We start from the raw sequence: 20,020 nt of genomic DNA, 5'->3' as shown, positions 1-20,020 counted from the left end.
GAGCATTTGCTCCCCTTCACTTTTCTGGAGACACTTATGAAATCAGTGGTTATTCACGCTGAGGGCGACGTACGCGTTGAAGAACGTCCCATACCACAACTACAAACTGATGAAGATGTACTGGTCAAGGTGGTCAGTTCAGGGCTTTGCGGCTCAGATATTCCCCGAGTCTTCAATCATGGCGCTCACTATTATCCAATCACACTTGGGCATGAGTTCAGTGGCTATGTTGAGTCTTACGGCGCGGGCGTAACCGATCTACAACCCGGAGATGCCGTTGCCTGCGTACCGCTGCTCCCCTGCTTCCACTGTCCTCAGTGCGAGCGTGGATATTTCTCATTGTGTAAGCAATATCAGTTTGTCGGATCGCGCAGCGAAGGCGGCAATGCAGAATATGTGGTGGTAAAACGCGCCAACCTGTTCCGCCTGCCTTCAGAAATGCCGATTGATGATGGCGCATTCATTGAGCCCATTACCGTTGGCCTGCATGCTTTTCACCTCGCTCAGGGATGCGAAGGCAAAAACGTGATCATCGTTGGTGCAGGTACTATCGGTTTACTGGCAATGCAATGTGCTCGCGAACTCGGCGCAAAAAGCATCACGGCGATTGATATCAACCCGCAGAAGCTGGCGTTAGCAAAAGAACTGGGTGCAACCTATGTGTTTAACAGTCGGGAGATGAGTGCGACCGAGATCCACTCCGGTCTGGAGAACATTCAATTTGACCAACTCATCCTGGAGACTGCGGGAACCCCACAAACTGTTACTCTGTCGATCGAAATTGCCGGACCTCGCGCTCAACTGGCATTAGTCGGTACGCTGCATCACGATCTGGCGCTAGCTTCAGGTGTTTTTGGGCAAATATTGCGTAAAGAGTTAACCATCCTTGGCAGTTGGATGAACTATTCCAGCCCATGGCCTGGAGAAGAGTGGGAAACCGCTGCCCGTTTACTCACGGAGAAACGCTTACAGCTTGAGCCGTTAATTGCCCACAGTGGTGATGCCGACAGCTTTGCCAGCGCAGTCAAGTCACTCAATGGCGCGCCGATGCAGGGGAAAATTCTGCTCAAACACTCCTGACCCAACGAGCCAGCAACCTGCGCTGGCTCACATTTACTTTCGAAATTTAGCGTTCACCTTTCGCAATCCTTCGATTAAACTAGTGGCAGTCAAATTATCAGGCAAATCAATATGAACTCATTTGAGAGAAGGAATAAAATTGTCGACCTGATTAATACGCAAGGTAGCGTACTGGTAATGGATCTTTCGAATACCTTTGGTATTTCTGAAGTAACCATTCGCGCCGACCTGCGGTTATTAGAAGAGAAGGGTCTGGTCACCCGTTTTCATGGCGGTGCGGCAAAACCAGGAAGCCATCTGGCTGAAGGTGACAATCAGGAAGTATTATTAGAAGATCGGTATCAGCTTGCCAGCGATCCCAAAAAGCGGATCGCTCAGGCTGCAACGGCAATGGTCGAGGAAGGAATGACCGTGATTCTGGATAGCGGAAGCACGACCTTACTGATCGCTGAGGCGCTAAACCGAAAAAGTAATATCACAGTTATTACCAATAGCCTGCCCGCTGCGTTTACGTTATCGGAAAACAAAGACATTACGCTGGTCGTCTGCGGCGGCACGGTGCGTCACAAAACTCATTCAATGCATGGCACTATCGCTGAACGTTCCCTTCAAGGGATAAGCGCAGACCTGATGTTCGTTGGCGCCGACGGGATTGATGCCACTAATGGTATAACGACATTCAACGAAGGCTATTCGATTAGTAGCGTGATGGCTGCTGCGGCACATAAGGTTATTGCCGTACTGGATGCAACAAAATTTAACCGACGAGGTTTTAATCAGGTACTTCCAATGGAGAAGATTAACTGCGTAATAACCGACGACAGTATCAGCAAACAGGATAAATCAGCGCTGGCCAAAACAGGGGTTGAACTGCTGGTCGTTTAAATTACCCTCCATAGCCCCCCTTTCGTCGCGCCAACGCGTTGCAGTTTGCCTTTTAGCTGCAACGCTTTCAGATAGCGTTCTACAGTTCGGGCTGAGATTTCACACTCATCAGCGATACTTTTGGCGGATCTGCCTGGCTGATTCGACAAGATTTGTAGTATGCGTTTTTCAATATCCAGTAAATCAGGCGACATTTCTTCCGACATTTCTTCCGACATTTCTTCCGACATTTCTTCCGACATTTCTTCCGACATTTCTTCCGACATTTCTTCCGACAGGGCTGATGATTTCCCCAATCCCTCTTGCAAAGCAGAGATGATGTTTTCAAGGATAAATTCTATAAATGGCGTGCAGCTACTTTGCCGATCGCACTGCCCTAACACCTGGTAGTAGCGATCCTGTTGGTAGTGGATCAGTGTCTCTACTGGTAACCACGCCAATTCCGATCGCCACTCACGGAGGATTAATGTCTGCCACAACCGGCCCATCCGTCCATTGCCGTCGGCAAAAGGATGAATGAATTCAAATTCATAATGGAAAATAGCACCAGCAATCAGTGGGTGGAGCTCTGTCGTTTTTAACCAGCCCAGTAGGTCATTCATCAATCGAAGAACTTGTGACGCCGGTGGGGCCATATGGATAAGCTGTTTCTCCCTGTAAACACCGACATTGCCGGATCGCAATTGACCCGGGTTATCGACAAGCCCCATCATCAGGATTTGATGTGCCTGTAAAAGATCGGAGAGTCTTTCACTTTTCCACTCTGACATTTTTTCATAGGCCAGAATCGCATTTCTGACTTCCTGTATATCTTTAGCCGGAGCCAGAATACGTTTCCCCTCCATCAGAGCGGTGACTTGTTCCGTAGTCAACGAATTATGCTCAATCGCTAAAGAGGCCTGAATAGTGCGAATACGATTCTCTTTGCGCAAAAGAGGAGATGCCCTACCAGCCATCGCCGCCCAATTCCCCATCAACTCCCCAATTTCAATGACTTGATTGAGGATCAATGGAGTGATGACGAAAGGTGGTTGGTAGGTGCTCACTGTTACTCCCCCTGCTGTTCCAGCGCGTACTTATACAGCGCATTCTTCTTCACGCCGTGGATCTCAGCGGCCAGTGCGGCGGCCTTTTTCAGCGGCAGCTCTGCCTGCAATAAGGCCAACGTACGCAGCGCATCAGCCGGAAGGTCGTCTTCTTGCGCTTTGTGTCCTTCGACAATCAGCACCATTTCGCCTTTACGACGGTTTTCATCTTCCTTGACCCACGCCAGCAGTTCGCCGACCGGCGCACCGTGAATGGTTTCCCAGGTTTTGGTCAACTCACGCGCCAACACCACGTAGCGGGATTCGCCCCAGACGGCAACCATGTCTTCCAGGCTATCCAGCAAACGGTGGGTGGATTCATAAAAAATAAGCGTACGCGGTTCAGCCTCAATGGCTTTCATCGCATCACGACGCCCTTTCGATTTGGCAGGCAGAAAACCTTCATAGCAAAAGCGGTCTGAAGGCAGACCTGCAGCGCTCAGGGCAGCAATCGCCGCGCAAGGGCCTGGCAGGGGAACAACGCGGATCCCTGCTTCGCGACAGGTCCGTACCAGATGGTAGCCAGGATCGTTAATCAGCGGCGTTCCGGCATCGGAAACCAGCGCAATGTTTTGCCCTTCTTTAAGCTTCGCCACCAGCGTTTCGGCCTTTTGCTGCTCGTTGTGATCATGTAAAGCGAACAAACGCGCGTTAATCGCGAAGTGTTGTAACAAGAGTCCTGTATGACGAGTGTCTTCAGCGGCAATCAAATCAACGGCTTGTAAAACTTCGAGCGCTCGTTGGGTAATATCAGCCAAATTTCCTATAGGAGTAGGTACAATAAAGAGTTGGCCTTGAGAATTATCCGCCGATTCGTGTTGTTTCATTGTGTCGTCCGTATTGCCGATTTAATATTGAGCATTGAGTAAAAAAATATCACTGGATACAGTATGGTACCCTCAACATTTTCTCGTTTGAAAGCCGCACGCGCGCTACCAGTCATTCTGGCTGCACTGATTTTCGCAGGCTGTGGCACCCAGGCGCCAGACCAGAGTGCAGCCCATATGCAGGGCACTGCGCAGGCTGATTCCGGCTTTTATCTGCAACAAATGCAGCAAAGCTCAGATGATAGCAAGACCAACTGGCAATTACTCGCCATTCGTGCACTGCTGAAAGAAGGCAAGAGCCAGCAGGCTTTCGAGCTGTTCAACCAGCTACCACAGAAGCTAAGCGATACCCAGCGTCGTGAGCAGTCACTGCTGGCCGTCGAAATTAAGCTCGCGCAGAAAGATGTCGCTGGCGCACAGGCCCTGCTGGATAAGCTAACCCCCGCCGATTTTGATCAAAACCAGCAGGCGAGATACTGGCAGGCGCAAATCGACGTCAACCAGGGTCGTCCATCGCTGACGCTACTGCGCGCCCTGATCGCCCAGGAACCGCTGCTGGCCGCGAACGCTAAGCAGAAAAACATGGATGCCACCTGGCAGGCTCTGTCATCCATGACCCAGGAGCAAGCGCAGACGCTGGTCATCAATGCGGATGAAAACGTGCTGCAAGGCTGGTTAGATCTCCAGCGCGTCTGGTTCGATAACCGTAACGATCCAGACATGATGAAAGCCGGTATTGCTGACTGGCAGAAACGTTATCCACAAAACCCGGGGGCAAAACTGTTGCCAACGCAGTTGGTTAACGTGCAGAGCTTTAAACCCGCTTCCACCAGCAAAATTGCTCTGCTGCTGCCGCTGAACGGTCAGGCCGCTGTATTTGGCCGTACTATTCAGCAAGGCTTTGAAGCTGCGAAAAATATGGGTACTCAACCCGTAGCGGCCCCTGCTGTTGCCGCGCCTGCTGCGGATACAGCGGCTGCGACGACCACGGAACAGCCGCAAACGACTGACGGTGTTGCCAGCCCGGCTCAGGCGTCAGTAAGCGATCTGACCAACGAGACGCCAGCACAGCCAGAAGCTACAGCCCCACAACCAACAGCGCCTGCGCAGCCAACAACCGCCAGCGCACCAGCGAATCCGTCCGCGGAGCTGAAAATCTACGACACGTCATCACAACCGCTGAATCAGATCCTGACTCAGGTTCAGCAGGATGGCGCCAGCATCGTGGTTGGCCCACTGTTGAAGAACAATGTTGAAGAGCTGATGAAAAGCAACACGCCATTAAACGTCCTGGCGCTTAATCAGCCGGAGTCGGTGAAAAACCTGCCGAACGTCTGCTACTTCGCTCTGTCGCCAGAAGATGAAGCGCGCGACGCAGCACGCCACATACGCGATCAAGGAAAGCAGACGCCGCTGTTGTTGATCCCGCGGAGTTCGTTAGGCGATCGCGTTGCCAACGCCTTTGCACAGGAGTGGCAAAAACTGGGTGGCGGCGTGGTGCTGCAGCAGAAGTTCGGCTCCACCGCTGAGCTGAAAATGGGCGTCAACGGCGGCTCGGGGATTTCCCTGACGGGCAGCCCGGTGGCCTCTTCTGTACCCGCGCAGCCTGGCGTGACGATTGGCGGTCTGACCATTCCGGCAGCACCTACCGATGCGCAAATCACCGGCGGCAGCGGTCGTGTTGATGCCGTATATATTCTGGCAACGCCGGAAGAAATTGCATTTATAAAGCCGATGATCGCCATGCGCAACGGTAGCCAGAGCGGTGCCACGCTGTACGCCAGCTCCCGTAGCGCGCAGGGAACTGCCGGCCCGGATTTCCGTCTGGAGATGGAAGGCTTGCAGTACAGCGAAATTCCGATGCTGGCAGGCGCTAACGCCCCTCTCATGCAGCAGGCGCTGGGCGCGGTTCGTAACGACTACTCGCTGGCACGTATGTACGCGATGGGCGTCGATGCCTGGTCGCTTGCCAACCACTTCTCGCAGATGCGTCAGGTGCAGGGTTTCGAAATTAACGGCAACACCGGAGCCTTAACCGCAACGCAGGATTGTGTGATTAACAGGAAGTTATCATGGCTCAAATACCAGCAAGGACAAGTCGTCCCCGCCAGTTAACGAGTAAACAGACCGGTGACGCGTGGGAATCCACCGCGCGTGACTGGCTGCAGAGCAAGGGACTGCATTTTATCGCCGCCAACGTGCATGAGCGTGGCGGCGAAATCGACCTGATAATGCGTGAAGGCAACACCACCGTATTTGTTGAGGTTCGCTATCGGCGCTCAGCCCAGTTTGGCGGTGCAGCGGCGAGTGTGACCCGGAGCAAACAACACAAATTATTACAGACTGCCCGCTTGTGGCTTGCGCGCCACAATGGAAGTTTTGATACTGTGGATTGCCGGTTCGATGTGTTAGCCTTCACCGGAAATGATGTTGAGTGGTTTAAGGACGCGTTCAACGACCGCTCATAGTTGAAGATTCAGAGCCTGGTTCTTAAGGATTAGCGTGTTAGATAGAATTAAAGTCTGCTTTACAGAAAGCATTCAAACTCAGATAGCTGCGGCTGAAGCACTTCCGGATGCGATCTCCCGTGCAGCCATGACGCTGGTTCAGTCCCTGCTCAATGGCAACAAAATTCTCTGTTGTGGTAATGGGACGTCCGCTGCCAACGCACAGCATTTTGCTGCCAGCATGATCAATCGTTTTGAAACAGAGCGCCCAAGTTTACCTGCGATTGCACTAAATACTGATAATGTGGTCTTAACTGCGATTGCCAACGATCGCCTGCACGACGAAGTTTATGCAAAACAAGTCCGTGCGCTGGGACATGCAGGTGATGTTCTGCTGGCAATCTCTACGCGTGGTAATAGCCGCGATATCGTAAAAGCCGTTGAAGCCGCCGTGACACGCGACATGACTATTGTCGCACTGACCGGGTATGACGGAGGGGAGCTGGCCGGGTTACTGGGGCCGCAGGATGTTGAAATCCGTATCCCTTCACACCACAGCGCCCGCGTTCAGGAAATGCATATGCTGACGGTCAACTGCCTTTGCGATCTCATCGATAACACGCTTTTCCCTCACCAGGATGATTAAGGAGTACACATGAAGGCATTTTCGCCGCTTGCTGTGATTATCGCTGCCCTGCTGCTGCAAGGCTGTGTCGCTGCCGCCGTTGTCGGAACTGCTGCTGTCGGCACCAAAGCCGCGACGGATCCTCGCAGTGTAGGCACCCAGGTAGATGACGGAACCCTGGAATTACGCGTCAATACCGCGTTGTCGAAAGATGCCCAGATCAAGAAAGAGGCGCGTATCAACGTGAGCGCGTATCAGGGTAAAGTGCTGCTGGTCGGTCAGTCGCCAAATAGCGAACTGTCTGCGCGGGCAAAACAGATTGCGATGGGTGTAGAAGGTACCACTGAGGTCTTTAATGAGATCCGTCAGGGTCAGCCAATCGGCCTGGGCGATGCGTCTAACGATACCTGGATAACCACTAAAGTACGTTCCCAGTTGCTGACCAGCGATCAGGTGAAATCCTCTAACGTGAAAGTCACCACCGAAAACGGGGAAGTGTTCCTGTTGGGTCTGGTGACTGAACGTGAAGCGAAGGCTGCGGCAGACATCGCCAGCCGGGTAAGCGGCGTGAAACGCGTCACGACGGCTTTTACGTTTATTAAGTAAGACTGCTACAAATGCCGGATGGGGACGCCAGAGCGTCCTCTCCGGCATTTTATTTGGCTCTTTCGCGCAGTTCGGAAGAGGTCAGGATCGAAACGCCTTCATGTCCAGGTGCCAGTGCCTCCGCCAGCATAGCCCGGGCTACATCACGCGCCTCAATCGACTTCCAGTTCCCCGGCAGCAGCCGAAATAACGGCGCTAAAAACCTTTCATTCGCCCGCTGTTTATCCCGTTCTCCGAGTAACATTGAAGGCCGAACAATCGTCAGCCGCGGCCAATTTTGCGCGATCAGCGCCTGCTCCATTTCCCCTTTCACCCGGTTATAAAAAAACGGTGAATTGGCATTGGCACCCATCGAACTGACCACCAGCATATGCTGAGCGCCCAACCGACGCCCCGTCAGGGCCGTGTCCACCACCAGCGTATAGTCAGCATGGATAAACGCTTCTTTGCTACCCGCTTCTCGCCGGGTGGTTCCCAGACAACAAAAGACAATATCTACCGGATCGGTGACCTGCGCCAGCGCATCGGTTAGCTGCGGATCATAGGGATTATAGACGCCAGCCGTATCAGCCAGCGGTCGACGTGTCGGCGCCGTGATGGCATTGACCCGGGGTTCATTGAGCAGCATACGCAGCAAATTTCCGCCTACCAGCCCCGTTGCGCCTGTTATTAACACCTGACTCATCGCTAATCTTCCCCTGACTCTTTAATCACTCTATTAACTATAGATCACGTTGCCAGTGCATTTTTTTGCCAAAGCCCAGCGTGTTGTCCGTGAATTTGACTTCATCCAGTCGAATCTCCCATACGGGCGCTGGCAGCATTCTGGCGACCGGGAAACGGCGGTTGTAGGCGTTACGCGCGGCTTCACTCTCCTGCCCTTCAAGACGCCGGATTTCCCCTTTAAACTGTACGCCGCGAATCAGGGCGACCGTTTTGGGCTGACCATTTACCGTGCCGGCAATCGGCGCGCGCGGCCCGGACATCTGCGCATGGCGCGTTTTCTCTTCGGTCAGCACATAGAACACCATCTTCTGCGCATCAAACAGGTAAAACGCATTGGCGCACCATAATTCACCGTCATGATGTACACACCAGGTCACGACGTGCTGCTTTGCCAGCCAGCGGGTCACCGCAGTCAGTGTTTCCATTTCTGTTCTCTTTTATACTGTAGGCCTGAAAATTATAACGTCGATGGTGACAATGACACCCTGGTATCTGTACCTGATCCGTACTGCGGACAACGCCTTATACACCGGAATAACCACCGATGTGCAGCGCCGCTATAAGCAGCATCAAAGTGGGAAAGGCGCGAAGGCGCTGCGCGGAAAGGGAGAACTCACGTTGGCATTTGCGGCTCAGGTCGGCGACCGTTCGCTGGCCCTGCGCTTAGAATATCGCGTCAAACAGCTTACAAAGCGGCAGAAAGAGCGCCTTGTTGAAGGCGAAGGGCTTGAGGCACTACTGAGCAGCCTGCAAACCCCCGGCGCTTAAAAACGATTGAAGTAGTCGTGGTATTCCACAAGGCCCGTCACACCCTCCAGCGCATCGTCCGCCAGGCGATGAACCTGGAACGCGCTTTCGGTACCCGGCCAGCGGCAACGCAGGTCATGATGGGCAGCCAGCTCAAAACCAAAGCGGCTGTACAGCGCCGGATCGCCCAGCGTAACCACCGCGGCGTAACCAAACTCGTTCAGGGAATCGAGTCCTTCATAGACCAACTGACGCGCCAGACCCTGCCCACGGTAGTTTTCATCCACCGCGAGCGGCGCCATGCCGACCCATTGCAGGTCTTCGCCCTGGACATCGACAGGGCTGAACGCGACGTAACCCACTACCTGACCTTCGTCATCGGTAGCAACCAGACCCAGCGTTATGAAACCGTCTTCACGCAGGTCGTGCACTAATTTCGCTTCCGCATCGCTCTCAAATGAACGACGCAGCAATGCATCAATACCTGGGGCATCAATGGGAATTTCAACTCGAATCAGCATGGCTCACCTACCGAAGTCTGTTTGGTTTCTGGCGACGTTTTCATTCCCGCTTCAACAAAATCCGCCAACTGCATCAGCATGACGCGCAACGCTTTAGGCATCTGATCCAGTTCGATGGCGTCCATCAGATTTTTTACATACAGCCCTAATTCTGTATCACCTTCAATCACCAGGCGACGCTGGAAGAACAGCGTATCCGGATCCTGCTTACGCGCCGCGATCATCAGGAGATCGCTGGCATCCGCGCTAAAACTCACATCCGCCTCTGCATTCTGGCTGACGATAAGTTTATCGTTCTCAACAGAGGTATACCATTTAAGGCCAATGTCACGCACATGAATGCTCAGCCAGCGACCGTCGAGAAACTCCAGCTCCCCATCGGCCAGCGCCTGACTAAACTGCCAGCTCAGGACCTGCTCCAGAACCTGGCGCTTCAGCGCAAAGGGCGTCAGTTTAACCGGTACACTCATCAGAGAAGGACCAAAATGTACTAAGCGTGAACGCAGTTTATCCAACACGAGCTTTACTCCCTGTTTCAATTATCCTGCTATTTTGCCATATCAAATAAACGACATAGCGGCATAAATCAACAATTCGCTACGAAATTGTTACCTCTTATTGGTATCACCAATACGACTTTAACTGCCTCAAATCAAAAATTGTCTCAGCAAGGTTAACTAAAATCCCTCTTCGTTAACATTTCTGCGCCCTTTACGGCGCAACGTTCAGGATAAATTATGGAGCTGCTCTGCCCTGCCGGAAACCTCCCGGCGCTTAAGGCGGCCATCGAGAACGGCGCTGATGCGGTCTACATCGGGCTGAAAGATGATACCAACGCCCGTCATTTCGCCGGCCTTAATTTTACCGAGAAAAAATTGCAGGAAGCGGTGAGTTTTGTCCATCAGCACCGCCGTAAGCTGCACATCGCGATTAACACCTTTGCGCATCCGGATGGTTACGCTCGCTGGCAACGTGCCGTAGATATGGCGGCGCAACTGGGTGCGGATGCGCTGATCCTCGCCGACCTCGCCATGCTTGAGTATGCCGCAGAGCGCTACCCGCATATTGAGCGTCATGTCTCTGTTCAGGCATCTGCAACCAATGAAGAGGCGATTAATTTCTATCATCGCAACTTTGATGCCGCCCGCGTGGTACTGCCGCGCGTACTGTCTATTCACCAGGTGAAGCAGCTCGCTCGCGTCACGCCAGTTCCCCTGGAAGTGTTCGCCTTTGGCAGTCTGTGCATTATGGCGGAAGGTCGCTGCTATCTTTCATCCTATCTGACGGGCGAGTCTCCTAATACGGTTGGCGCCTGCTCTCCTGCCCGTTTTGTTCGCTGGCAGCAGACCCAACAAGGGCTGGAATCCCGTCTTAATGAAGTGCTGATCGACCGCTATCAGGACGGAGAAAACGCCGGTTATCCGACGCTGTGTAAAGGCCGCTATCTGGTTGATGGCGAGCGCTATCATGCGCTGGAAGAACCCACCAGCCTGAATACGCTGGAGCTGCTGCCAGAACTGCTGGCGGCCAATATTGCCTCGGTGAAAATCGAAGGGCGTCAGCGTAGCCCGGCCTACGTCAGCCAGGTGGCGAAAGTGTGGCGCCAGGCGATCGACCGCTGTATGGCCGACCCGCAAAACTACGCCCCACAGGCCGCGTGGATGGAAACGCTCGGTTCAATGTCCGAAGGCACGCAGACCACGCTTGGCGCGTATCACCGTAAATGGCAGTGAGAGAAGCAATGAAATATTCCTTAGGGCCGGTGCTGTGGTACTGGCCGAAAGAAACGCTGGAAGATTTTTATCAGCAGGCCGCCACCAGCCAGGCCGACGTTATCTACCTTGGCGAAGCGGTGTGCAGTAAACGCCGCGCCACCAAAGTGGGCGACTGGATCGATATGGCGAAATCGCTCGCTGGCAGCGGTAAACAGGTGGTGCTGTCAACGCTGGCGCTGGTGCAGGCCTCCTCTGAGCTGGGAGAACTGAAGCGCTATGTCGAAAACGGCGACTTCCTGCTGGAAGCCAGCGATCTCGGCGTGGTAAACATGTGTGCCGAGCGTAAGCTGCCGTTTGTCGCCGGGCATGCACTCAACTGCTACAACGCGGTAACCCTGCGTTTGCTGCTCAGGCAGGGCATGGTGCGCTGGTGTATGCCGGTAGAACTGTCCCGTGACTGGCTGGTCAATCTGCTCAACCAGTGTGAAGAGCTGGGTATTCGAAATCAGTTTGAAGTAGAGGTACTGAGCTACGGGCATCTGCCGCTGGCGTACTCTGCCCGCTGCTTTACCGCACGCTCTGAAGACCGTCCAAAAGACGAGTGTGAAACCTGCTGCATCAAATACCCGAATGGGCGCGATGTGCTGTCGCAGGAGAATCAGCAGGTCTTTGTCCTCAACGGCATCCAGACTATGAGCGGCTATGTTTACAACCTCGGCAACGAGCTGACATCGATGCAGGGTCTGGTTGATATTGTGCGTCTGTCCCCTTCAGGCAGCGACACGTTCGCCATGCTCGATGCCTTCCGCGCCAATGAAAATGGCACTGCCCCATTACCGCTTGCTGCCCACAGCGACTGCAACGGCTACTGGAAGCGACTGGCAGGTCTTGAACTACAGCCGTGATTAATAGCTCACTTTGTTAACAACATTCGCTAATCTTTAATGCAGTATTAAAAGATTAACCGGTAACAAAGTGAGCCGTTATGACTGACAAAACTATTCCGTTCTCGGTGCTGGATCTGGCGCCGATCCCTGAAGGATCTTCGGCAAAAGAGGCCTTCACACACTCGCTTGATCTCGCTCGACTGGCCGAAAAGCGCGGCTACCACCGCTACTGGCTGGCAGAACATCACAACATGACCGGCATCGCCAGCGCGGCGACCTCTGTGCTGATTGGCTATCTGGCGGCCAATACCACCACGCTGCATCTTGGTTCTGGCGGCGTTATGCTGCCCAACCATTCGCCGCTGGTGATCGCCGAGCAGTTCGGGACCCTGAATACGCTGTATCCGGGACGAATCGATCTCGGGCTTGGCCGCGCGCCGGGTAGCGACCAACCGACCATGCGCGCGTTGCGCCGCCATATGAGTGGTGATATCGATAACTTCCCGCGCGACGTAGCTGAACTGGTGGACTGGTTCGACGCCCGCGATCCAAATCCTCATGTACGCCCGGTTCCCGGCTACGGCGAGCAGATCCCGGTCTGGTTATTAGGCTCCAGCCTGTACAGCGCACAGCTGGCAGCCCAGCTCGGCCTGCCATTTGCCTTCGCCTCGCACTTTGCTCCGGATATGTTGCATCAGGCGCTGCATCTGTATCGCACCCAGTTCAAGCCCTCAGCACGGCTGGCAAAGCCGTATGCGATGGTGTGCATCAACATCATTGCCGCCGACAGCAACCGCGATGCCGAATTTCTTTTCACCTCAATGCAGCAGGCGTTTGTGAAACTGCGTCGTGGCGAAACCGGCCAGCTACCGCCACCGGTAGAGAATATGCATCAGCTGTGGTCCGCTTCCGAGCAGTACGGCGTACAACAGGCGCTGAGCATGTCGCTGGTTGGTGATAAGGCGAAAGTGCGACACGGTCTCGACGCCATTTTGCGTGAAACCCAGGCCGATGAAATTATGGTTAACGGCCAGATTTTTGATCATCAGGCACGTCTACATTCGTTTGACCTGGCGATGCAGGTGAAAGAAGAGTTGGTGGGGTAATCGTTGTTTTGCCCGGTGGCGCTTCGCTTACCGGGCTTACGAGATCGTATAGGCCGGATAAGGCGCAACCGCCATCCGGCACTAAAAGGTTACTGGTACACAGGCAACAAATTCACGCTCGACAGAATATGGATAACCGCGTTGCCGATACCGAATACCAGGATCAGCGCAATCATCGGCTTGCCGCCCCAGACACGGAATTTCGGGCTGCCGAAACGCTCGCGAGATTTACGGGCCAGCAGCGCCGGAACAATGGCGGCCCAGATGGTCGCGGCAAGCCCTGCATAGCCAATGGCGTACAGGAAACCGTTCGGCCACAGCAGGCCACCGACAATCGGCGGGACAAACGTCAGCAATGCCGTTTTAAAACGTCCCATTGCCGAGTCATCAAAACCAAACAGATCCGCCAAATAGTCAAACAGACCGAGCGTGACGCCGAGGAATGAACTCGCCACCGCAAAGTTGGAGAACACCACCAGCAGCAGATCCAGACTGCGGCTGTTCAGCACGCCGCTCAGCGCCTGTACCAGCACATCAATGTTACCGCCCTGCTGCGCAATACCGATAAATTCCGGACGCGGGATGTTACCCATCGTCCCCAGCAACCATACGGTATACAGCACCAGCGCCAGCAGCGTGCCGTACACCAGGCACTTAACGATGGTCTTCGGATCTTTGCCGTAATACTTCATCAGGCTCGGGACGTTGCCGTGATAGCCGAATGAGGCCAGGCAGAACGGTAACGTCATCAGCAGGTACGGCGTATACGAAGCGTTGCTCTGCGCCACGTTAAACAGCGTCGTAGGCGTAACATGCCCCAGCAGACTGCCGAAGGTCAGGAAAAAAGTAATCACCTTCGCGCCCAGCACAATCGCCGTCATGCGGCTAACCGCTTTGGTGCTTAACCACACCACGAACGCCACCAGCAGCGCAAAACCAAGACCCGCCGCACGCGCCGGAACGTTCAGCGACATCTCCGAGAAGGTGTGATGCAGGATCGAACCACTCGCCGAGATATACGCATAGGTAAGGATATAGAGAACGAAAGCAATCGAGATGCCGTTCACAACGTTCCAGCCTTTGCCCAGCAGATCTTTCGTGATGGTGTCAAAGCTGGAACCAATGCGGTAATTGAGGTTAGCTTCCAGGATCATCAGCCCAGAGTGCAGCATGCAAAACCAGGTGAAGATCAGCGCCGCCATTGACCAGAAGAACCACGCCCCGGACATGACCACTGGCAGAGAAAACATCCCTGCGCCAATAATGGTGCCGCCGATGATCACCACGCCGCCAAGCAGCGAAGGTGACGTTTGGGTGGTGGTTAGTGTTGCCATTTAGCCATCTCTCCAGTCATTTATATTGTGACTACATTTCAATGTGCTGCACTGTACCAGTACACGAGTACAAATGAAATAAAAAAAGCCCCGATTGTTGAGATCGGGGCTGTATATTTTACTTTACGGTATTAAACCGTAATTTCGCATGGATTACGCATCACCACCGAAACGACGACGACCAGCGGAATCATCACGACGCGGAGCAGAAGAATCGTCACGACGCGGACCGCGGTTGCCTTCACGACGTTCGCCGCTGAAACGACGACCTTCGCTACGACCGCCTTCACGACGCTCACCGCTGAAACCACGACCTTCGCCACGACCACCTTCACGACGCTCACCGCTGAAACGGCCACCGCCACGACGCTCACCACCGGTGTGCGGAACTGCATCGCCAACCAGCTGCATGTTCATCGGCTTGTTCAGGATGCGAGTACGGGTAAAGTGCTGCAGCACGTCGCCCGGCATACCTTTCGGCAGCTCGATGGTTGAGTGGGAAGCAAACAGCTTGATGTTACCGATGTAACGGCTGCTGATATCGCCTTCGTTAGCAATCGCACCAACGATATGACGGACTTCAACACCGTCATCACGGCCCACTTCAATGCGGTACAGCTGCATATCGCCAACGTCACGACGTTCACGACGCGGACGGTCTTCACCACCACGGTCATTACGGTCACCACGCGGGCCACGATCGTTGCGGTCACGCGGACCACGATCGTCACGGTCGCGAAATTCGCGTTTCGGACGCATCGGCGCATCTGGCGGCAGGATCAGCGGACGTTCGCCCTGAGCCATTTTCAGCAGTGCGGCTGCCAGCGTTTCGATATCCAGTTCTTCTTCCGGCTGCATTTTCGCCAGCAGAGCACGGTACTGATCCAGATCGCTGCTTTCCAGCTGCTGCTGTACTTTAGCGGCGAATTTTTCCAGACGGCGTTTGCCCAGCAGGTCTGCGTTCGGCAGTTCTACTTCCGGAATAGTCAGCTTCATGGTGCGTTCGATGTTACGCAGCAGACGACGCTCACGGTTCTCAACGAACAGCAGCGCACGACCCGCACGGCCCGCACGACCGGTACGGCCGATACGGTGAACGTAAGATTCGGAATCCATCGGGATGTCGTAGTTAACAACCAGGCTGATACGCTCAACGTCCAGGCCACGTGCCGCAACGTCGGTAGCAATCAGAATATCCAGACGGCCATCTTTCAGACGCTCCAGAGTCTGCTCACGCAGGGACTGGTTCATGTCGCCGTTCAGTGCAGCGCTGCTATAACCGCTACGCTCCAGCGCTTCTGCCACTTCCAGGGTCGCATTTTTGGTACGAACGAAGATAATCGCCGCATCAAAGTCTTCTGCTTCCAGGAAACGCACCAGCGCTTCATTTTTACGCATGCCCCAGACGGTCCAGTAGCTCTGGCTGATGTCAGGACGGGTAGTTACGCTGGACTGAATGCGTACTTCCTGCGGCTCTTTCATAAAGCGGCGGGTAATACGACGAATCGCTTCCGGCATAGTCGCGGAGAACAGAGCGGTCTGATGACCTTCCGGGATCTGCGCCATGATGGTTTCAACGTCTTCGATGAAGCCCATACGCAGCATTTCATCAGCTTCGTCCAGTACCAGACCGCTCAGTTTGGAGAGGTCCAGAGTACCGCGCTTCAGGTGGTCCAGCAGACGGCCCGGCGTACCGACAACGATCTGTGGTCCCTGACGCAGGGCACGTAATTGCACGTCATAACGCTGGCCGCCGTACAGGGCAACCACGTTCACGCCGCGCATGTGTTTAGAGAAATCCGTCATGGCTTCTGCAACCTGAACCGCCAGTTCGCGGGTCGGTGCCAGCACCAGAATCTGAGGTGCCTTCAGCTCAGGATCAAGATTGTTGAGCAGCGGTAAAGAGAACGCTGCAGTTTTGCCGCTACCCGTCTGGGCCATACCCAGAACATCGCGGCCGCCCAGCAGATGCGGAATGCACTCTGCCTGGATTGGAGATGGTTTTTCGTAACCCAGATCGGTAAGGGCTTCAAGGATAGGAGCCTTCAGGCCCAGATCTGCAAAAGTGGTTTCGAATTCAGCCATGTAGTACGTGTGCCTCAAAATTAATGGCGGCCAGTCTACATAACTCATCATGAAATTGATCTGCAATTTTCATTGAAAAGTGTGAACCGGCTCAAAGTAGGTGTATTAACGAACAACAACGCCCTCACCCGTGAAGGTGATGGCAATCAAAAAAGATTACGGGCTGATGTGTACGTCAGCTATTGCTGGTCCGATTCTGCCAGGTCATCTTGGTCCTGGCCCAGGAGCGATAATTCCAACAATGCGTATCGGTGCTCAACAAAGTTATGAACGTTGTTAGCCACCGCCAGTTTGAACAATGCCGTAGCGTTGTCCAAATCCCCCAGACTTAGGTAGTACTTACCTAAATAGAAGTTGGTTTCACTGAGATGCTCAGCGAGCGAGGTGTTATCCGTTGCGTCCGCCTTTAGGCGTTCCATCAGCGTTGCTTCGCTAATGTTGCCCAGGTAGAACTCGACAATGTTCCATCCCCATTGCTCTTTATCCGATTTCTCAAAGCGTTGCTTTAACGCTTCTTTAGCCTGCTTCTCATCGAGCTTCTGCTCGGCGAGATAAAGCCACAGACTACGGAAAGGATCATTGGGATCGTCTTGATAAAACGCTAGCAGATCATCTTGCGCTAACTTGTCGCGACCGCCGTAATACAATGCGATACCGCGATTTAAGTGCGCGTAGTTGTAAGTTGGATCAAGCTCAAGTACAGAATCAAACGCTTCATAGGCAGCATCAAAATTGCCTGCCTGCGTTAAATATATACCTAAGTAATTGAATACTTCAGGCATATCTGGTCGGATTGCCAGCGCTTGTGAAAAATCATTTCGCGCCAGTGCCCTCAGACCGAGACTATCATACAACACTCCGCGCTCATATAAAAGCTGTGCGCGTTCGTCATCGGTTAAAGCCCGACTGGCAAGAATTTGTTCCATACGTGCCAGAATCACTTCCTGCTGCAAAGTCGGTTGCAATGGTACTGCGAGGACTTCACTCTTACGCCAGGCGGAATTACTGCATCCAGCCAGCGTGAGTGCTGTCGCAACGAAACACCAGCGCAAAAAAGGCTTCATTTCCCACTCCCGAAGACAACGATTGAATGAACGTCCAGGTTCCCCGGTTGCTAACAAGGCGTCCTGCCGGGTTAAAAGCCCTCCGCTTTCACGGAGGGCAATGGCAACCTTACTCGCCCTGGCTTGCCGGAGCTTCCGGTTCGCCTGCAGGCTGAGACTGCTCAGTTGCTTCTTTAATGCTCAGACGTACACGGCCCTGGCGATCAACTTCCAGAACTTTGACCGGTACTTCCTGGCCCATCTGCAGGTAATCGGTCACTTTCTCAACGCGTTTGTCAGCGATCTGAGAGATGTGTACCAGACCTTCTTTACCGCCACCAATAGCAACGAATGCGCCAAAGTCAACGATACGGGTCACTTTACCATTGTAGATACGCCCTACTTCGATCTCTGCGGTGATCTCTTCGATACGACGGATAGCATATTTCGCTTTCTCGCCGTCGGTCGCAGCAATCTTCACAGTACCATCATCTTCAATTTCAATGGTGGTGCCGGTTTCTTCGGTCAGAGCACGGATAACAGAACCGCCTTTACCGATAACGTCTTTGATCTTGTCCGGGCTGATCTTGATGGTGTGGATACGCGGAGCGAACTGAGAAATGTCACCACGCGGTGCGTTGATCGCTTGTTCCATCACACCCAGGATGTGCAGACGCGCACCTTTAGCCTGGTTCAGAGCAACCTGCATGATCTCTTTGGTGATACCTTCAATTTTGATATCCATCTGCAGTGCAGAGATACCGTCGCGGGAACCCGCCACTTTGAAGTCCATATCGCCCAGGTGGTCTTCGTCGCCCAGGATGTCAGACAGAACAACAAAGTTGTCGCCTTCTTTCACCAGACCCATCGCGATACCCGCAACGGCAGCTTTGATCGGCACGCCTGCGTCCATCAGCGCCAGAGAAGCACCACATACGGAAGCCATGGAAGAAGAACCGTTAGATTCGGTGATTTCAGAAACTACACGTACGGTGTACGGGAATTTATCCAGTTCCGGCATCACTGCCAGTACGCCACGCTTCGCCAGACGACCGTGACCAATCTCACGACGCTTCGGAGAACCGACCATACCGGTTTCACCTACGCAGTACGGAGGGAAGTTGTAGTGGAACAGGAAGTTGTCAGTACGCTCGCCCATCAGCTCGTCAAGGTTCTGCGCATCACGAGTGGTGCCCAGGGTCGCAGTAACCAGCGCCTGAGTTTCGCCACGGGTGAACAGTGCGGAACCGTGGGTACGCGGCAGCACGCCAGTACGCACGTCCAGACCACGGATCATATCTTTTTCACGGCCATCGATACGCGGCTCGCCTGCCAGTACGCGGCTGCGAACAACATTTTTCTCGATAGCGTGCAGGATTTCACCCAGTTCGTTAGCGTCCAGGGTTTCGTCTTCAGCCACCAGAGTTGCGATGGTTTCAGATTTGATCACGTCAACCTGAGCGTAACGCTCTTGTTTGTCAGTGATACGGTAAGCATCGCTCAGACGAGCTTCTGCCAGTGCGGCAACGCGTGCGTTCAGCGCTTCGTTGACGGCTTCTGGCTGCCAGTCCCAACGCGGTTTGCCAGCTTCTTTCGCCAGCTCGTTGATAGCCTGAATAACAACCTGCTGCTGTTCGTGGCCGAATACTACAGCGCCCAGCATCTGGTCTTCGCTCAGCAGTTCAGCTTCGGATTCAACCATCAGTACGGCAGCTTCAGTACCAGCAACAACCAGGTCCAGCTTGCTTTCTTTCAGTTCGTCCTGAGTCGGGTTCAGTACGTACTGGTCATTGATGTAACCAACACGTGCAGCACCGATCGGGCCGTTGAACGGGATACCAGACAGAGTCAGCGCAGCAGATGCACCAATCATTGCCACGATATCCGGGTTAACCTGCGGGTTAACGGAAACAACGGTCGCGATAACCTGAACTTCGTTAACGAAGCCTTCCGGGAACAGCGGGCGAACCGGGCGGTCAATCAGACGCGCGATCAGAGTTTCGCCTTCACTCGGACGGCCTTCACGACGGAAGAAGCTACCCGGGATACGGCCAGCAGCGTAGGTACGCTCCTGATAGTTAACGGTCAGTGGGAAAAAGTCCTGGCCTGGTTTCGCTTTTTTCTGGCCAACAACGGTAACGAATACCGCAGTGTCATCCATGCTAACCATAACAGCGGCAGTCGCCTGACGCGCCATCATGCCGGTTTCCAGCGTAACGGTATGCTGACCGTACTGGAATTTACGAACGATCGGATTAAGCAAATTAATATCCTTTCTCTATTTTTTGACGGCACATTTTT

At 53.8% G+C, this 20,020-nt stretch carries 20 protein-coding genes and 1 pseudogene; 10 read left to right on the top strand and 11 right to left on the bottom strand.

Going from position 1 to position 20,020, the window contains the following annotated elements; translation table 11 throughout:
* Positions 1-36 precede the first annotated feature (36 nt).
* Both gatD and HV237_RS02730 read left to right on the top strand, forming a co-directional pair.
* The gene (gatD, locus tag HV237_RS02735) at positions 37-1,080 is read left to right on the top strand and encodes a galactitol-1-phosphate 5-dehydrogenase (RefSeq protein WP_047358514.1); all 1,044 of its coding nucleotides are present in this window, start codon (positions 37-39) and stop codon (positions 1,078-1,080) included.
* A gap of 111 nt (positions 1,081-1,191) precedes the next feature.
* The gene (locus tag HV237_RS02730) at positions 1,192-1,965 is read left to right on the top strand and encodes a DeoR/GlpR family DNA-binding transcription regulator (protein ID WP_003828620.1); all 774 of its coding nucleotides are present in this window, start codon (positions 1,192-1,194) and stop codon (positions 1,963-1,965) included.
* Here HV237_RS02730 and HV237_RS02725 read toward each other — a convergent pair.
* Both HV237_RS02725 and rsmI read right to left on the bottom strand, forming a co-directional pair.
* Entirely contained in the window at positions 1,962-3,011 is a 1,050-nt protein-coding gene (locus HV237_RS02725) for a Fic family protein (protein WP_169329731.1), read from the bottom strand. The genes HV237_RS02730 and HV237_RS02725 overlap by 4 nt on opposite strands.
* Before the next feature lie 2 nt (positions 3,012-3,013).
* Complete coding sequence (gene rsmI, locus HV237_RS02720; protein WP_016154652.1) at positions 3,014-3,877, bottom strand: 16S rRNA (cytidine(1402)-2'-O)-methyltransferase; 864 nt, start codon at positions 3,875-3,877, stop codon at positions 3,014-3,016.
* Between the two features lie 63 nt (positions 3,878-3,940).
* Between rsmI and HV237_RS02715 the strand changes: the two genes are divergently transcribed.
* From HV237_RS02715 to dolP, 4 genes are read left to right on the top strand one after another with little or no spacing between them, the layout of a single operon-like run.
* Complete coding sequence (locus HV237_RS02715) at positions 3,941-5,992, top strand: penicillin-binding protein activator (protein WP_047358516.1); 2,052 nt, start codon at positions 3,941-3,943, stop codon at positions 5,990-5,992.
* On the top strand, positions 5,950-6,345 hold the full coding sequence (locus HV237_RS02710) for a YraN family protein (protein ID WP_019077774.1): 396 nt from the start codon (positions 5,950-5,952) through the stop codon (positions 6,343-6,345). Before HV237_RS02715 ends, HV237_RS02710 begins: the two co-directional genes overlap by 43 nt.
* A 34-nt stretch (positions 6,346-6,379) precedes the next feature.
* A complete protein-coding gene (diaA, locus tag HV237_RS02705) occupies positions 6,380-6,970 on the top strand; it encodes a DnaA initiator-associating protein DiaA (RefSeq protein WP_003024948.1) in 591 nt (196 codons plus the stop codon).
* Between the two features lie 9 nt (positions 6,971-6,979).
* On the top strand, positions 6,980-7,555 hold the full coding sequence (gene dolP / locus HV237_RS02700) for a division/outer membrane stress-associated lipid-binding lipoprotein (RefSeq protein ID WP_003024954.1): 576 nt from the start codon (positions 6,980-6,982) through the stop codon (positions 7,553-7,555).
* 49 nt (positions 7,556-7,604) lie between these two features.
* Here the strand turns inward: dolP and HV237_RS02695 are convergent, their stop codons facing one another.
* On the bottom strand, positions 7,605-8,240 hold the full coding sequence (locus HV237_RS02695) for an NAD(P)H-binding protein (RefSeq protein ID WP_016154656.1): 636 nt from the start codon (positions 8,238-8,240) through the stop codon (positions 7,605-7,607).
* A 37-nt stretch (positions 8,241-8,277) separates the two neighbouring features.
* Positions 8,278-8,706 (bottom strand): YhbP family protein, encoded by a 429-nt coding sequence (locus tag HV237_RS02690; RefSeq protein ID WP_016157562.1) that lies wholly within the window; start codon positions 8,704-8,706, stop codon positions 8,278-8,280.
* A 43-nt stretch (positions 8,707-8,749) separates the two neighbouring features.
* On the opposite strand from HV237_RS02690, the pseudogene HV237_RS02685 reads away from it, so the two are divergent.
* Positions 8,750-9,059, top strand: a pseudogene (locus tag HV237_RS02685) (GIY-YIG nuclease family protein).
* Here HV237_RS02685 and HV237_RS02680 read toward each other — a convergent pair.
* Both HV237_RS02680 and HV237_RS02675 read right to left on the bottom strand, forming a co-directional pair.
* Complete coding sequence (locus tag HV237_RS02680; RefSeq protein ID WP_016157563.1) at positions 9,046-9,549, bottom strand: N-acetyltransferase; 504 nt, start codon at positions 9,547-9,549, stop codon at positions 9,046-9,048. The pseudogene HV237_RS02685 and the gene HV237_RS02680 overlap by 14 nt on opposite strands.
* Positions 9,543-10,067, bottom strand: a complete 525-nt coding sequence (locus tag HV237_RS02675) for an SCP2 domain-containing protein (protein ID WP_016154660.1) — start codon at positions 10,065-10,067, stop codon at positions 9,543-9,545. The genes HV237_RS02680 and HV237_RS02675 overlap by 7 nt, the downstream gene beginning before the upstream one ends.
* A gap of 219 nt (positions 10,068-10,286) precedes the next feature.
* On the opposite strand from HV237_RS02675, the gene HV237_RS02670 reads away from it, so the two are divergent.
* From HV237_RS02670 to HV237_RS02660, 3 genes are all read left to right on the top strand, one after another.
* Positions 10,287-11,282 carry a peptidase U32 family protein gene (locus tag HV237_RS02670; RefSeq protein ID WP_047358517.1) on the top strand — a complete coding sequence of 332 codons (996 nt, stop codon included), beginning with the start codon at positions 10,287-10,289 and terminating at the stop codon, positions 11,280-11,282.
* 8 nt (positions 11,283-11,290) lie between these two features.
* Complete coding sequence (locus tag HV237_RS02665) at positions 11,291-12,169, top strand: U32 family peptidase (RefSeq protein WP_019077776.1); 879 nt, start codon at positions 11,291-11,293, stop codon at positions 12,167-12,169.
* A gap of 80 nt (positions 12,170-12,249) precedes the next feature.
* On the top strand, positions 12,250-13,257 hold the full coding sequence (locus HV237_RS02660; protein ID WP_016154663.1) for an LLM class flavin-dependent oxidoreductase: 1,008 nt from the start codon (positions 12,250-12,252) through the stop codon (positions 13,255-13,257).
* 89 nt (positions 13,258-13,346) lie between these two features.
* Here the strand turns inward: HV237_RS02660 and mtr are convergent, their stop codons facing one another.
* From mtr to pnp, 5 genes are all read right to left on the bottom strand, one after another.
* Positions 13,347-14,591, bottom strand: coding sequence for a tryptophan permease (gene mtr, locus HV237_RS02655; protein ID WP_016154664.1), 1,245 nt, complete (start codon positions 14,589-14,591; stop codon positions 13,347-13,349).
* A gap of 153 nt (positions 14,592-14,744) precedes the next feature.
* Positions 14,745-16,676: a DEAD/DEAH family ATP-dependent RNA helicase gene (locus HV237_RS02650; RefSeq protein WP_016157565.1), complete on the bottom strand. Its 1,932-nt coding sequence runs from the start codon at positions 16,674-16,676 to the stop codon at positions 14,745-14,747.
* A complete protein-coding gene (gene yrbN / locus HV237_RS02645) occupies positions 16,669-16,749 on the bottom strand; it encodes a protein YrbN (RefSeq protein ID WP_010723222.1) in 81 nt (26 codons plus the stop codon). Before yrbN ends, HV237_RS02650 begins: the two co-directional genes overlap by 8 nt.
* 106 nt (positions 16,750-16,855) lie before the next feature.
* Positions 16,856-17,740, bottom strand: coding sequence for a lipoprotein NlpI (nlpI, locus tag HV237_RS02640; RefSeq protein WP_003024982.1), 885 nt, complete (start codon positions 17,738-17,740; stop codon positions 16,856-16,858).
* 109 nt (positions 17,741-17,849) lie between these two features.
* Entirely contained in the window at positions 17,850-19,982 is a 2,133-nt protein-coding gene (gene pnp / locus HV237_RS02635; RefSeq protein ID WP_008785911.1) for a polyribonucleotide nucleotidyltransferase, read from the bottom strand.
* Positions 19,983-20,020: the final 38 nt, after the last annotated feature.

Source organism: Citrobacter sp. RHBSTW-00570 (assembly GCF_013739755.1).
GTDB classification, from domain to species: Bacteria; Pseudomonadota; Gammaproteobacteria; order Enterobacterales; family Enterobacteriaceae; genus Citrobacter; species Citrobacter braakii.
The sequence above is the reverse complement of the archived record's forward strand: the minus strand, read 5'-3'. Positions and strand labels throughout refer to the sequence as shown.